Genomic DNA, 14,296 nt, shown 5'->3' with positions numbered 1-14,296 from the left:
GGATGGTCACTCATCGAGGATGGATTTTGTTTCATCGTCCTCTTCGGTGTATGCCATTGTCTTCGTGATAAGATCGAGGAATAGCGGTGCTGTTGGACGAAATTTCTCGCCTAGCGCGGAATGACAAGAGTTGATCATTTCAGAGTCATCATCATCAGACTCCATATCAACCTTGGTTTTGGTGAGAAAATATACGTCGTCTCTTTGGGACTCGATCAACGGCGTAACGCTGCCGTCATTTATCGAGACCATCATTTGGAGGTCTTCGTTGTACTCGCCATGCAACGATGATGCTTCTATCCGCCCAATGGAAAGCGTTGCAAGGAAAGGCACGATTTGGCCCAACCGTTCATTCTCGTCGAGATCTGAATGCAATTGAAGCCCCGCTGGCTCTATAGAACGTCCATTCTTAAGATGACAACGCTAGCTTGCCAATGGGGCGTTATCGCAATTCACCATTCAATCAGCGGATGCTGGCGATCTAGGATGGCTCCGCGAAGTTGGCGAAATTTTCCCTTAGGGGAATCGGGAAACTGGATGAGCCTTGCCGCAGTCCAGCGGTCACTGCGGCAAGCATGAAAAGTCGGGGACTGAGTGTTCGTGCCGGACGTCCCCTTCAGCTCTCGTCAAGGAACTTGCTGTCGGTCAATTTGCCTTGCGGAGCATCGAGCCCCGTTCGGCCGAGGCCTGGGCGAACTGGTCATCCAGCTCTCCAGCGCGAACCGCCTCGATCAGCTTGTCGATGATGCCGGGAAGGTTGGCAAACTCGCCGATCGTCACTGCGTTCTTGTCCTTGGCGAACTCGATGGTCTTGCCCGCATAGCGCAGGCCAAAGAAGAACTGGCCGGACGCATCGGTAAACCAGCCAGCCCGCAGACGCTTCGGCGCCTCGACCTGGACACGCTGACCATCAGCGCCCTTCCGCCAGACCATGTGCGTCGGCGCGAAGTGCTGGCCGGCAATCTTGGCTTCGGCCATGGCCTTCTGCTCGACGAGCGCGGAAATCACCTTGTCGCGGGCACGCTCGACGGGATTGTCGCTCGAACGGACAGGCTTGGCGTTGGTCAGCTTCAGGCTTTTCAGGATGCTCATTGTCGGGACCTCCATGTGGACAGTTCCCATCCCATCTACTGCCGTTTTCAGATCTCGCAACCTAACCGACCAATAACGTCAGATTGCACGCACCCTGATTTCACGGGCTAGCGCTGTGCTGGCTGAGAGACTCCGCGCCACTGTCCCTCAGTACAAACGAATGCGGAAGCAAGCTCCGAATTGCATAGAGCCTGGGTGTAAGGTCACAACTGACATGGGTGCGTAAACTATATGTCTAGCTAAGACTCTCGGAGCGGGATGGATTCGCGAGTATCCGTGAGCTACCAGACTCTCACGACGTTTGACGTGAAGATACGTGGAGCAAACACCGTGACAGACGAGCAGCCTAATTTGCCTGCGCAAATTGCATCGGCGTTGGTGTCAATTCCGAAGGCACTAACGCCCGGCGTGATAAAGGCACTTGATCGGCTTTTAGGTGCAGCTGTTGACATTCCTGTTGCTTGGCTAGCTCAGAAGAAAGCCCAAATCGAAGCACAAACGGAATCCTATAAGCTGGTGGAAGCCGCGATAGCCAATACCGTTGCAACCAGCGCCGGTGCCGATCCAGAAACAGCACACCGGGCTATGAACGTGCTAATTCGCAAAGAGTATAGAAAGCAGATGAACCGAGAAGCGGTGGCAGCTGCGATGGTCGAAGATCTGCGCGAGCACCTAACCGCCAATGAAGACGGCTCCGCTCCACAGGCGACAGGCGAGCTCGACGAGGACTGGCTAAATGTTTTTGAGCGTTATGCCGAAGATGCTTCCAGCGAGCGTCTTCAGGGGCTCTGGGGCCGGGTTCTAGCAGGGGAGATTCGTGGTCCAGGCCGATTTTCGACCCGCACACTGAGATTTCTGTCCGAATTTTCACAAGCGGATGCATCGACGTTCGAAGCTTTTTCAAAGACTGCATTTGGAGAATTCGCCCCAAAGCAATTAGCGAAGCCTGCCGATATTGCCGATATTACTGGTTTGATAAACATGGAATCTTGCGGCCTTATCCAAGGCGCATCGGGACTCGGGTTACGGCGCACCATGACATTCAACAATCACGGGTATGTTTTTCTTAAGGAAGGAGATATTTACATAGTACTTAAGGGCAATACGAACACCACCATTGACCACGAATGCATCGCATTGACTCCGCTTGGACAAGAGCTTCTTCCTCTCGTGACTAGCCGCAATGCGCGCGATACTGCTCGTGTCGTAGCGCGTTCACTACGAACCCCACTGATTCATGAATGCTATATCGGGGTGGGAGCTGGGTTGGGTAATGGCAATAAAATCCAATTTACAGAACTACTTTGGCGCAACGATACGCCCGACCCTCAAATTCTGGACGGAGAGGCAACGCCGACGATCGTATAATTGGCGCTCATCTGTGCACTTGTGGAAGTTTTCCGCTCAACCTTGGAGGACTTATGCAGAACTTCCTTGCGAGGTTTTCTAAATATTACTTTCAGCGAAAGAGGTGATTTAGACTAGCACGCACATAGCACAGCTAGAGCTACGCATTGATTCTATTTGCAATTTTTATTCATCACCATAATTGGTAAGGGAGAGGTCGAGAGTTCAATCCTCTCTCGCAGCACCATTAATCCCTTGAAACTGTCATGCTTGCAAAGCGCCTCTTTTGGGTTGGGCGAAGCTGCAAATCTGAGTTTCCAGATCACCTCAAAATTGGCGCAAGACCGGACCTCTCGCGTTATGATTGCGTATACAATTGGCAGTTAGGGTGGGGGCGCGTCTTCTCCGTATAGGGGAACTTCGCGTGCCTAAGCTATTGAAGCCAATCCTTTGCGAGCTTCGGAGTGATCGTCTCATATATGGGCTGATCCTTCTCTATATCGTGCTGACCAATGCAATCTTATTGCCGGTAGGTCATGTTTTCCCGGAGCTCTATGTCGAGTATTTTAGCAGCCTTGTGACGCTCGACATCATGGTTTTGCCTGCCATCGTCCTCGCGGCTCTGCTTCTACGTTCTGTCATTGCTGATCCGAAACGCCCAAGCGCCTGGGTCATGGCCTTTTTCGACCGGCAGCGGATCGCTCGCATAGTGGCAGGCTTTGCTTTGCTCGTGGCTCTCGTTCCGTTTATGGCAACCTTCACCGCCATGAAGTCCTTCATCGGGCTCAGCGGTTTCAAAGCCGATACTCAGCTGGCCGATTTCGACCGCTGGCTACACTTTGGCGTCGATCCGCCGGTTTTCCTGAACAACCTTCTCAGCGATGCCCATGCTTGGCGCATCCTGACCTTCTTCTATGGCCCAGGCTGGATGCTGTGGGTCAACGGGTTTGTTTTCTGGATGGCCGTCGCCGCGCCAAGAGCGGATGTCCGCAAGCGGTTCTTTGTCGGGTACATCTTCGCCTGGGCAATTCTCGGCAACGTAGTTGCCTGGCTCGTTGTTAGCGCCGGCCCGGCATTCTTCGCCGAGGTCGCCGGAGACACCACCCGCTTTGCCTCGGTGCTCTCCGCCCTTGACGCTCACAGGCCACCAAGTGGTATGGGCATTCGTGATGTCCAGATCTATCTCTGGGAGCTTTACATTACGAGGTCGGCAGGCTTCGGCATGGGTATTTCAGCTTTTCCAAGCGTGCATTTGGCCATGGTGACGCTTTGCGCCCTTACCGCCGCTGAGATCAATCGGCATTTGGCTTATGCTGGGGCGGCTGTCGTTTTTCTGATCCAGATCGGAGCGGTCCTGTTTGGCTGGCACTACGCCATCGACGGCTATTTCTCCATCGCCACCATGGTCGGCGTCTGGCTGATCTTTTTCCATACTCGTTCGTTGAGCCGGCCCTCGAGTGGTTCTGTCGACGTCGCCTCGGATCTCGCCCGATCGGCTTAGGCACCAGAGGCCGATAGCAGCATCACCCGGTGTTGTTTTCTGCGGCGCTCCGGTCCTGCAGGAATCATCCGATTGCATCTGCATTGGCCTTTTTGCGGCGATACCTGCAATGCCGGCATGTCACAGGGGTCATACACCAGCCTCGCGTGGCGACCGAAGCCCGCCCCAAGTGGCTTACGAATGGCAGTCGTTTTGCAGCCCCACATTTACGGACGAGAAGGCCGAGCCGGCTAGCCGCTGCCGTCACGTGTCATCTAGCCCAAGTTGCCGACGGAAGCGAGTTGGCATCTGGGTTGCGACAATCAGAGCGAGCAGCGTCAATGCGTTTCAAAGAGAGGCACTTCTCATGCTGGATCGACGCAGGGAGCATCGCGGCCGTACCTATTTGGGAGGCCAGGTCGCTTTCAACAACCGATGGTGTACCGTCGACTGCCTGGTGCGGAACATGTCGCAAGGCGGAGCCAGGATCGAATTTCCGGAGCCGGTGCTTCTACCGAGCGATCTCGAGCTGCTCATACCGCTCAAGGGACACAGTCGCCGCGTCCGCGTCATGTGGAAACAGGCAAAGGCGCTGGGTGTCTCATTCCTCGATAGAGACAGCGGCACCGTCGTTCCGATCGAAGTGGCGCGCCAGATCCGGAAGCTGAAGGCGGAACGCGATGCGTTGGCGCGCCGGGTCAGGGACCTGAGCGAGTCATCGATATGATCAAATGGGCTCTGACCTTTGTCGTCAATCGGCTCATCCTGATCGGGGTGTTCCTGCTCGCCTTGAACGCCTTTACGCAAGGCTCCAGCTGCCAGTATGGCAAACCCCAGGGGCTCTTGCAGGCGTTGGCCGATTTGCCAAAGGCGATGAAGGTGTTGGGCAACGCCTTTCGCTGACCTCTCGCACCGCGTCAGAACCGTACCGCCGGGGTGACCTTCGGCGGGAAAGGATCGGCTCGGCCGCTCACGGCGGGCAACTCCACCACCTGGATCAGTCCGCCAGCGGCTCCATTGACGATGTCGATGTTCCCGCCTTCCCGCATGATGATTTCCCGGGAGATCGAAAGGCCCAGCCCGGCGCCCGGAAACGTCTGATGTCGCGCCCGCTCGGCGCGGAAGAAGGGCTCGAAGATCTGGTCGAGCATGGCGGGGTCTATGCCCGGCCCCTGGTCCGAAATCGTGATCCGCGCCGTGGCGCCGCCTGAGACGCTGACGGCGCCGCGTACGCCGTGGGTCGCCGCGTTGATGAAGAGGTTCCGCAAGGCGCGGCTCAGGGCGAGACGATTGGCCCTGACGCAGACGCTGTCGGCGCCGGTGAGTTCCACCGCAAAGCCCAGCTCCCGCAATTCCGACACGATGCTTCCCACGAGATCGCCGGCACGGATGACCTCGGGGGCATCTTGGGCCGTTTCCTCGCGAACCAACTCAATGGCGCTGTCGGCGATCTGCTTCAACTCGTCGATATCACGTAGCCACAAGGCCCGCTCCTCGTCGTCGGCAACGAACTCCGCCCGCAGCCGCATGCGCGTCAGAGGGGTTCGGAAGTCGTGGCCGGCGGCCGCCACCAGCCGCATGCGGCTCTCCATGGCCCGCTTCAGCCGCGCCGACAGCGAGTTGATGGCTGCGGCGGTGGCGCGCACTTCGGTCGGCCCCTCTTCCGGCAGAACCGGCAGGGCGCCGTTCGGGTCGACCGCTTCCACCGTCCTTTCGAGAAGCGCCAGGGGCTCGCTCATGCGGTTGGCGACGAAAACCGCGATCGATCCGACGCTGACGGTGATCAGCAGGAGCCATCCCCACCATTCGGGAGCCGAGGGAGGGTCATAGTCGAGCATCAGCCAGCCTTGAGGGCCGACGCGGATGGATGCGGTGCGGAGGCGGCCGTCGTCCAGGTCACGTGTTACCGATAGGTCGAGCGGAGTGCCCAGCCTGGCCGTGGTCGACCGCAACAGCTCCGTCTGACCGGCATCCACCTCTCCCGGAGCAGGCCGATCCGACAGTATTCCGGCCGTACCGCCCCGCTTCGCCATGGCGTAGAGCGATATGGCCTGCCTCGACAGAAGCTCCGAGGCGGTGTCGGTCTGGGTGCCGAGAATGGACGCCATGGTGATCGTGATCAGCGAGACGACGGAAACGATCGAGATCACCAGCAGCAAGGCGATTTTGGCCCGAAGCGTCTTCATGTCTGCTGATCCGGCACGCTCACCTTGGCGGCGAGTTGATAGCCGCCGTTTCGGACGGTCTTGAAGATGTCGGCCGCTCCGCCCGCCGACAGCTTGCGGCGCAGACGGCTGATCAGCACGTCGATGGAGCGGTCAAGAACCTCGCTTCCGCCGCCTCGCGTCAGATCGAGGAGTTGGTCGCGCGAAAGCACGCGTCCGGGCCTCTCCAGGAACAGCAAGAGAAGGTCGAACTCGGCGCCGGTAAGCGAAACGTCCTCGCCGCCGGGCGATGTCACCGAGCGCGTCGACCGATCGGCCACGAAGCCGTCGAAGCCGTAGCGCGCCGCGTCCGGCCGCCTGTCTGCCGTCTTCGGGCCGCGCCGGAGGACCGCTCTGATCCTCGCCACCAGTTCCCGCGGGTTGAACGGCTTGCCGAGATAGTCGTCGGCGCCGAACTCGAGCCCGATGATCCGGTCGATGTCTTCCTTGAGGGCCGTGAGCAGGATGATCGGAATGGCCGATCGAGACGTCCGCAAGTCACGGCAGAGATCGAGCCCGGACCCATCGGGAAGCATCACGTCGAGAACGATGAGATCGACCCGGTTGGTCACCACCTTCTCGCGCACCTCGGCGCAGGTCGAGGCGATCAGGACGCGAAACCCTTGCTCCCGCAGGTAACGGGCGAGGAGCTTTCGGATTTCACTGTCATCATCGACAACGAGAACCTGGGGGGATTGTGCGCTCATGTCTGGTCGTTGAAGCATCGGACATACTCGGGCCAATGGTAGTTGCGCCGTAAAGGGAAGCGGGAGCTTTTTTATGTCGGAAGATGTCCGGCTACGTGGCGGACATGTTTTGACACAAGAATCGGCCCGGAGGACTTATTGAGACATCTTCGACCGTCATTTGAGCCACGGGGACGCCTTAACAGGAACCTGCATCAATAATCGGGGATGACCATGTTCTTCCTACTTAGCTTAACTCAGCTCACGGAGGGCGGATGGGGGCCTCCCCGTCGTCGAGCTCCTCAAGATGGTTCGCACAGTGCCGTGCGCTTTTCAGGTTCCGTCCCCCCTCAGCTCGCAAGTGCGCCGCGCCGTTGGGTTCTCGGCTGGGCCGCCGCGACAATGCTGATCCCTTCAGCCGCGCATGGCGCGGGCGAGGCCCTTCCCGACGTTGGGCCTCTTGTCGGCCTGGCGCGAACCCTCAATGGCCAAGCCCAGTCCATGGCGGCCGAATGCTTGCAGGGAGGCATTCATGCGACTGCCCTCTAGCCCCATGTGTTTCGTCATCCTTGCCATGGTCGCGTTGCTGCCGGCCTGCGCCTCCGCGCCGCTGGTCCAGGGCAACGGGCTGACCTCGTACGAGACGATGAAGTCCTCGGACGGCTGGTTCACGAAGACCCGGCTCAGCGTCAACAAGGAGCAGGTTCTGGCCGCCAAGACGATCAAGATCGTCCCGACCGCCTTCGCGCCCACCGTTGCGCCGAAACTGTCCGAACAGCAAAGAGCGCTGGTTGCCAACGCGGTCGACCGAGCGCTGTGCGTCGGCCTCAGCGATCGCTTCACCGTCGTCACACCGGACAGCCAGGCCGATCTCACCGTCCGCGCCTCGATCACCCGGGCCACCGAAACCGGCAGGGTTGCGGCAGGCCTGTCGGCCGCGACGTCGCTCGGCATGAGTTTGGTGGATACGGCCGTTCCCATCCCGACCCCACGCATTCCGATCGGAATGGGCAGCCTTTCGTTGGAAGCGGAGGCCGTCGACGTCGCAGGGCAACAGCAGGCCTCCATTCTCTGGGCGAGAGGGGCGAATGCCTTCTTCAGCTCGGCAAGAATATCGAAGGTGAGCGACGCCTATGACCTCGCGGACTCCTTTGGCGAGGATTTTGGGGAACTGCTGGTCAAGGGGGAAAGCCCCTTCGACAGTTCGGGCATCGGCCTGCCGGCCTGGCACAAGATCAAGTCCAGCGTCGGCCTTCGTCCCAAGAACGCCGCCTGCGAACAGTTCGGCCGCTATCGGGGCCTCAAGGGCATGATCGGCGATCAACTCGCCCTGCCGCCCGAGTGGACGGACAACGGCGCGCAGAAGACAGCGCAGACGGCAAGGCCCTAACGCCGCCTAGCAAGACGGAAACCCGACGGACACTGGCGAGCGCACCTTCGGGTGCGCTCGTGCGTCAAGCCTCACCACCGACGATCCTTCTTGTTTCAAATTGCACGCGTGGGACGAACCCCGGCTTCACTCTTGTCTGCTATTTGTCGGCCCATGTTTTGCCCGGACGGCTCCCATAGCTAAGCCTCTGCCCGACCGGAGAGATCTCGGACACCGGACCACCGTGCCGGAAACGTTGTGGCTTGCCTCTCACTTTGAACATCGCTTGAGGAGCACGAGTTGTGCTGACACATCACCTGTCGGATGAGGCCGAGACGCGATGCGGGCGCTGATCATCGACGACAGCAAGTCGGTGCTGCTCTGGATGGGAGCCGCCCTGACCGACGTGCCGGACCTGACGCTCGACCTCTGCGACCGGCCGGAGGATGCCTTGGTTCTGGCCTCGACGCGGCAATATGATCTTGTGGTGGTGGACTATCTGATGCCCAATCTCACGGGCATCGACGTGACCGAAGCCCTGCGTTTGCGCCCCGACTATCACGCCATTCCCATCGTGATGATCACCGCCGAGCGCGACAGTGAAGTCAGGCTCAAGGCGCTTCTGGCCGGCGTCAACGACTTCCTCAACAAGCCCTTCGATCCCATCGAGCTGCGGGCGCGGATCACCAATCTGATGTCGCTTCGCCGCACCCAGGTCGAACTCGCCGCCCAAGCCCACCGCCTGGAAGAGGCGGTGAGCCAGGCGACGGCCGACCTGGTGTCGCGCGAGGAAGAGATGATCTGGCGGCTGGCGCGGGCCATTGAGATGCGCGACGGCGGCACCGGCGCCCACATATCGCGTGTGGCGGCGATCAGCCGGCTGATCGCCGAGGGCCTGTCGCTCGATCCGCATGTCTGCCGGATGATCTACCTGGCGGCCCCGCTGCACGACATCGGCAAGATCGGCGTCCGGGATGCCGTGCTGAACAAGCCGGGCCGGCTCACTGCCGACGAAATGGCTGAGATCCGCGAACATGTGAGCTATGGCGCGCGGCTGCTCGAGAATGGCACGTCAGATCTCATTCGTGTAGCGGCAGCCATCGTCGGCGGTCATCACGAGAAATGGGATGGCAGCGGTTATCCGCGCGGCCTGTCGGGAGAGGACATTCCCATCGAAGCCCGCATCACCGCGGTGGCCGACGTGTTCGACGCGCTAAGCTCGGCGCGACCTTACAAGGAAGCTTGGTCACCGGAACGCGCCTATCAGGAAATCGTTCGAGGCTCAGGCAGTCATTTCGACCCGGACTGCGTCCGAGTGTTCCGCGACAGGTGGCAAGACGTCGTAGAGGTGATCCGCACCCTCCGCGACGAGGAAGAGGGACCGATGGCTTGGTCGTCGTAGGCTGCACCACACACTCAACACTTACGCGTCTCCACGCAGGTCGCAGCACGGCTGCCGTGCGGCTTTGCAAGCCGTCTCGCAACAATCTCGATCGGAACTATGCGTATCTGCGTGCCCGTGTCGGGGCATGAGTCTCCAGATTCTTGCTCCGTACAAATAACCATATACAAGACAACCTTCGGCGGTTTGAAACCGGTTCCTGCCCGCAATTCCTTGGTGCTTTGTGCGGGATTCTAGCATTTATCTACAATTCAGTACTCGCGAAACGAGTCTTGTGACTCTTGAGTATTAACTCTGCGACAAGTCCTTTTTTGAACTTATTTCGTGCATTTTGAGTCAATTCGATAATGTAAAAAGCGATTTATGGAAATTTAGTATTTGTCTTTCACACTCCGCCGGTCAGCAGGAGCTGCGCCCATGGAGAAATCAATCGTCATTCGGATGCATTCGACTCTGTGCGTTTCAGACATCCGGGCGTCTTATTCTACCCTAATCGAAGCGATGGACAGGCTGTCGAGTATTCAACTCGCCATTCCCACCGACGCGACAGTAGATCTCAGTTTCCTCCAGCTCATTGAGGCCGCAAGGCAACGAGCTGCCGAGCAGGGCAAGTCCCTGTCTCTTCTTGAACCGGCCGGCGGCGAGCTTCGGCGCGCGCTAGACCGTAGTGGCCTTCTGACGGCTGCAACAGTTGCCGATCGTTCATTCTGGCTCCACGAGGAGACCGCCCAGTGACTGCGAATATTCTGACCGTCGACGACTCGGTGTCGGTCCGCATGACGACGCGTATCGCCCTAACCGGCGCCGGCTACAAAGTAACGGAGGCAGTCGATGGACTCGACGGCCTCAACAAGGCCAAAGCGACCCGTTTCGATCTCGTCATAACCGACCTCAACATGCCGAACATGGATGGCCTGCGCATGATCGAAGAGGTTCGGCGCCTGCCGAACCAGATCGGCGTCCCGATCCTTTTCCTCACCACCGAATCCGACGCCGGCCTCAAGGGACGCGCCAAGGCTGCCGGCGCCACCGGCTGGCTCACCAAGCCCTTCGAGTCCGATCAGTTGGTCCGCCTCGTTCAGAAGGTGCTCGCCAAATGAGTACACCTGATCCGGCGGACATCTTCCGCATAGAAGCGGCCGAGCTGCTCGAGCAGATGGAGCAGGGCCTGCTCGATCTCGAACACCGCCTCGACGACCGCAACCTGGTCGACGCAGTCTTCCGCGCCCTTCACACCCTCAAGGGGTCGGGGGCCATGTTCGGCTTCGACCGCCTCGCCGCCTTCACCCATCATTGCGAAACCGCCTTCGATCGAGTGCGCAAGGGATTGGCCGAGGCGACGCCGGAGCTGGTCTCGGCGGTTCTGGACGCACGCGATCACATGCGCGCCCTCGTCGAGGACCCCACCAGCGAGAACACCGACGAGGAAAACTATCTTCTGGAACGCCTGCAAGCAGCCGTCTCAGAGGCAGGGCCGGCGCCAGTCCTACCGTCGGTGGCCTCGCCGGCCGTAGCGGAGTCGGGCGTGCCGACAACATGGCGCATCCGGTTCGGCCTGCCGGAGAACACCCTCGTCAACGGCACGAACCCCTTGAGCTTTCTCGACGAACTCAGGGCGATGGGCGAGTGTCGCGTCGTGCTGGACAGATCGGCTTTGCCGCCTCTCGAAAAGCTCGACCCGACGGCGCTTTACGTCACCTGGGACGTGACGCTGACGACCAGCAAAAGCCGCGCCGATATCGAGGACGTGTTCCTGTTCGTCATGGATGACATGACGCTGGACATAGAGGAACTGGGCGACAGCGAAACCAGGCCGAACGCCGCAGCGCCAGCCGCTGTCATTGCCGAGCCGCCCCCCATGACGGCAGTCACCGAACCCAAGGCCGAACGCCAGGCGCCGGACACGTCCGCCAAGCCCGTTTCGGACGCCGCCGACCCGAAGCTCAGGCGGAAGGTGGAAAGCGTGCGCGTTCCCGCCGAGCGCCTCGACGAACTGATGGACCGCGTCGGGGAGTTGGTGATCGTCCAGTCTCGCCTGCAGCAGATCGCCGCCGGCAGCAGCGACATCGGCCTTCGCACGGTCAGCGAGGAAATGGAGCGTCTTTGCAGCGAGTTGCGCGTCACCATGATGGTGCTGCGCATGGTGCCGGTTGCGACGCTGTTCGACCGCTACCGTCGTCTGGTGCATGACCTTCAGCGCGACACCGGCAAGAAGATCGAGCTTTCGACCGACGGCGAAAGTACCGAGATGGACAAGACGGTGATCGAGCGTCTCGCCGATCCGCTGGTGCATCTGGTGCGCAATGCCGCCGACCACGGCCTGGAACCGATCGAAGCGCGCCTTGCCGCCGGCAAGCCGGAAGCCGGCAGCATACGTCTCTCCGCCCGCCAGACCGGCGGTGAGGTGATCATTTCGGTCACTGACGACGGCCGCGGCATCGACAGAGCCAAGGTGCGGGCCAAGGCCGAGGCGGCAGGATTGATCCAGGCGGGGGCGACCATTCCGGACCAGGAGCTGCTTCAGCTGATCTTCCAGCCGGGCTTCTCTACCGCTTCGTCGGTGACCAACCTGTCCGGCCGGGGCGTCGGCATGGACGTCGTCAAGAAAGCCATCGAGTCGCTGCACGGCTCGATCGACGTCGCCAGCCGTCCGGGAGAGGGTTCCACCGTCTCGCTGCGCATTCCGCTGACGCTGGCCATCATCGACGGCCTGCTCGTCCGGGTGGGGGAAGGCCATTATGTGATCCCGCTCCCCGCCGTCGAGGAGTGTATCGAGATCAGTCAGGAGGAGGATCTGCGTTCACGCGGTCGTGCCTTCCTGTCGCTTCGCGATACGCTGGTGCCCTTCATCCGCCTGCGCGAACTGTTCGCCACCGGCACCAAGCCCGACCGCTACCAGAAGATGGTGGTGGTTTCGACCGGCGAGGAACGCGTCGGTCTGATCGTCGACCAGATCATCGGCCACCACCAGACCGTCATCAAGTCAATGTCCAAGCTGCATGACGACGTGACGACCTTCTCCGGTGCCACCATCCTTGGCGACGGTTCCGTTGCGCTCATCCTGGATGTGATCAACCTGGTGTCGCTCGGCCAAGAGCAGGAGGCGCGGCTGCGCGCAATCGCATGAGTGATCTAGCCCTCAAAACAAAAGCCACGCTTCGCGACATGCCGGCCGACGACGAGATCGAAGTGCTCACCTTCGAGATCGGCGGAGAAACCTTCGCCCTCGAAGCGGCCATCGTGCGGGAGATCCTCGATCTTCTGCCGGAAACCATCGTTCCGGGCAGCCGGCCATTCGTCAACGCCGTCATCAACTTTCGCGGCAAGGTCATACCGCTCGCCGACATCCGCGTCGCCATGGGCATGGCAGCGGCGGCAACCACCATCGACAGCCGTGTCGTGGTGGTCGAGCTGGACCTCGACGGAGCGTCATCGCTCGTCGGCCTCAGGACCGACCGCGTCAACGAGGTCACGACCTTGTCGAAGGCCAGCGGCGAACCGCCGCCGCGCGTCGGTCTCAAATGGCCGCCGCAGTTCATCGAATGCCTGATCCAGCGGGAGGGAGCCTTCATCATCTTCCCGAACCTCAAGGCCATTTTTGCCTCCAAGGGGCGTGCGAGCGGACCGGATTGAACCAAACGTCCGAATCCTCAATGCCATCCGAATAAGCCCGGAAGGGACCCGGGCGCATCGACGGAAAGTTCTAGTATTATGCGTATCACAATCAAACTAAAGCTTGCGCTATCCTTTGCCCTGGTCGTAGCCATGCTCATCAGCTTGGCCGTCCTCAGCACCTTCAGCCTCTCCAACCTCAACGACACTCTCTTCAGTCTCGTTAACGGGCCGGTTGTTCGCCTGCAGCACGCCCTGGAGGCAAAGGGGGCACTTGCAGAAACTGTTCGCCAGCAGAAAAACGCACTGCTCGCAACCGAAACAGACAAGATCAACGAGTACTACAAGAAGTCCGAGGCTTCGCTTGCCACTGTCCTAGATCTCGCCCAGAAAGGGTTTGAGGGCGCCAGCGCCGATCGAAAGCCCGCTTGGGAAGCACTCAAGACGGCCGCTGCCGATTTCTCAAAGGCAGCGGCGAGACTCCCTCAAGTACAGGCAAGCAGTGGCCAGCAGGCAGCTATCAGCTTTTCTCAAGGCGACGTCAGCAAGGCCGCAAATGCTACCTCTGACGCTGCGGACGCGTTGGTTGAAGGACAACAGAACGTCCTGCAGGACGCCACTGTTGCTGCGGAAAGCGCGTACCAGTCGATCAGAACACTGGTGATTGCTCTGGCGGCGTCTGCTGCGCTCATTGCCATCGTGGCTGCGACTTGGATGTCGCTGTCCATCGCCCGCGGTCTGAGGCGCGGCATCGAGCTGGCCGAGGCGGTCGCCCTTGGCGACCTCGGGCATGATGTCGCCCACAAGTCCAACGACGAGATCAAGGACCTGATCTCGGCCATGCAGAGGATGACGGCCAACCTTCGCGAGACCGCCGGCATGGCCGCCGAGATCTCCAACGGCAACCTGACCGTGACGCCGAAGCCGCTGTCCGACAAGGATATTCTGGGCAGGTCATTGCTCGATATGGTGGAGCGTCTTCGGTCGGTGGTGACTGATGCATTGGTTGCGTCGGACAACGTGTCGGCTGGCAGCCAGCAGCTGTCGTCGGCCTCCGAGCAGATCGCCCAGGGCGCGACCGAACAGGCCTCGTCGGCCGAGGAA

Annotated in this window: 15 protein-coding genes; 11 read left to right on the top strand and 4 right to left on the bottom strand. The window is 60.2% G+C overall.

Annotated features, from left to right (window positions below; genetic code table 11):
- Nucleotides 1-6 precede the first annotated feature (6 nt).
- On the bottom strand, nt 7-375 hold the full coding sequence (locus CXZ10_RS11220; RefSeq protein WP_143741518.1) for a hypothetical protein: 369 nt from the start codon (nt 373-375) through the stop codon (nt 7-9).
- 270 nt (nt 376-645) lie between these two features.
- Nucleotides 646-1,092, bottom strand: coding sequence for a DUF6641 family protein (locus tag CXZ10_RS11215; RefSeq protein ID WP_101289265.1), 447 nt, complete (start codon nt 1,090-1,092; stop codon nt 646-648).
- A gap of 330 nt (nt 1,093-1,422) precedes the next feature.
- On the opposite strand from CXZ10_RS11215, the gene CXZ10_RS11210 reads away from it, so the two are divergent.
- The 4 genes from CXZ10_RS11210 (at nt 1,423) to CXZ10_RS11195 (ending at nt 4,822) form a co-directional block, all read left to right on the top strand.
- A complete protein-coding gene (locus CXZ10_RS11210; protein ID WP_180335958.1) occupies nt 1,423-2,460 on the top strand; it encodes a DUF2806 domain-containing protein in 1,038 nt (345 codons plus the stop codon).
- A 403-nt stretch (nt 2,461-2,863) separates the two neighbouring features.
- Nucleotides 2,864-3,940 (top strand): phosphatase PAP2 family protein, encoded by a 1,077-nt coding sequence (locus CXZ10_RS11205; RefSeq protein ID WP_101289253.1) that lies wholly within the window; start codon nt 2,864-2,866, stop codon nt 3,938-3,940.
- A 346-nt stretch (nt 3,941-4,286) separates the two neighbouring features.
- Entirely contained in the window at nt 4,287-4,646 is a 360-nt protein-coding gene (locus CXZ10_RS21540; protein WP_180335957.1) for a PilZ domain-containing protein, read from the top strand.
- Nucleotides 4,643-4,822, top strand: coding sequence for a hypothetical protein (locus CXZ10_RS11195; protein WP_101289251.1), 180 nt, complete (start codon nt 4,643-4,645; stop codon nt 4,820-4,822). The genes CXZ10_RS21540 and CXZ10_RS11195 overlap by 4 nt, the downstream gene beginning before the upstream one ends.
- Nucleotides 4,823-4,836: 14 nt before the next feature.
- On the opposite strand, the gene CXZ10_RS11190 is transcribed toward CXZ10_RS11195, so the two are convergent.
- Both CXZ10_RS11190 and CXZ10_RS11185 read right to left on the bottom strand, forming a co-directional pair.
- Nucleotides 4,837-6,105, bottom strand: a complete 1,269-nt coding sequence (locus tag CXZ10_RS11190; protein WP_101289250.1) for a sensor histidine kinase — start codon at nt 6,103-6,105, stop codon at nt 4,837-4,839.
- Nucleotides 6,102-6,830, bottom strand: a complete 729-nt coding sequence (locus CXZ10_RS11185; protein ID WP_101289249.1) for a response regulator — start codon at nt 6,828-6,830, stop codon at nt 6,102-6,104. The genes CXZ10_RS11190 and CXZ10_RS11185 overlap by 4 nt, the downstream gene beginning before the upstream one ends.
- A 511-nt stretch (nt 6,831-7,341) precedes the next feature.
- On the opposite strand from CXZ10_RS11185, the gene CXZ10_RS11180 reads away from it, so the two are divergent.
- The 7 genes from CXZ10_RS11180 to CXZ10_RS11150 all read left to right on the top strand — a co-directional run.
- Nucleotides 7,342-8,199, top strand: a complete 858-nt coding sequence (locus CXZ10_RS11180; protein WP_244617290.1) for a DUF3313 domain-containing protein — start codon at nt 7,342-7,344, stop codon at nt 8,197-8,199.
- A 319-nt stretch (nt 8,200-8,518) separates the two neighbouring features.
- Entirely contained in the window at nt 8,519-9,580 is a 1,062-nt protein-coding gene (locus tag CXZ10_RS11175; RefSeq protein ID WP_180335956.1) for an HD domain-containing phosphohydrolase, read from the top strand.
- 417 nt (nt 9,581-9,997) lie between these two features.
- Nucleotides 9,998-10,315, top strand: a complete 318-nt coding sequence (locus tag CXZ10_RS11170) for a hypothetical protein (protein WP_101289247.1) — start codon at nt 9,998-10,000, stop codon at nt 10,313-10,315.
- Nucleotides 10,312-10,680, top strand: a complete 369-nt coding sequence (locus CXZ10_RS11165; protein WP_101289246.1) for a response regulator — start codon at nt 10,312-10,314, stop codon at nt 10,678-10,680. Before CXZ10_RS11170 ends, CXZ10_RS11165 begins: the two co-directional genes overlap by 4 nt.
- Complete coding sequence (locus tag CXZ10_RS11160; protein ID WP_101289245.1) at nt 10,677-12,707, top strand: chemotaxis protein CheA; 2,031 nt, start codon at nt 10,677-10,679, stop codon at nt 12,705-12,707. The genes CXZ10_RS11165 and CXZ10_RS11160 overlap by 4 nt, the downstream gene beginning before the upstream one ends.
- Nucleotides 12,704-13,213 (top strand): chemotaxis protein CheW, encoded by a 510-nt coding sequence (locus CXZ10_RS11155; RefSeq protein ID WP_101289244.1) that lies wholly within the window; start codon nt 12,704-12,706, stop codon nt 13,211-13,213. Before CXZ10_RS11160 ends, CXZ10_RS11155 begins: the two co-directional genes overlap by 4 nt.
- 78 nt (nt 13,214-13,291) lie before the next feature.
- The coding region (locus CXZ10_RS11150; protein WP_143741517.1) for a HAMP domain-containing protein at nt 13,292-14,296 on the top strand (1,005 nt) is incomplete at its 3' end.

It is taken from the genome of Pleomorphomonas diazotrophica (assembly GCF_002844595.1).
Taxonomy (GTDB): Bacteria; Pseudomonadota; Alphaproteobacteria; order Rhizobiales; family Pleomorphomonadaceae; genus Pleomorphomonas; species Pleomorphomonas diazotrophica.
The sequence above is the reverse complement of the archived record's forward strand: the minus strand, read 5'-3'. Positions and strand labels throughout refer to the sequence as shown.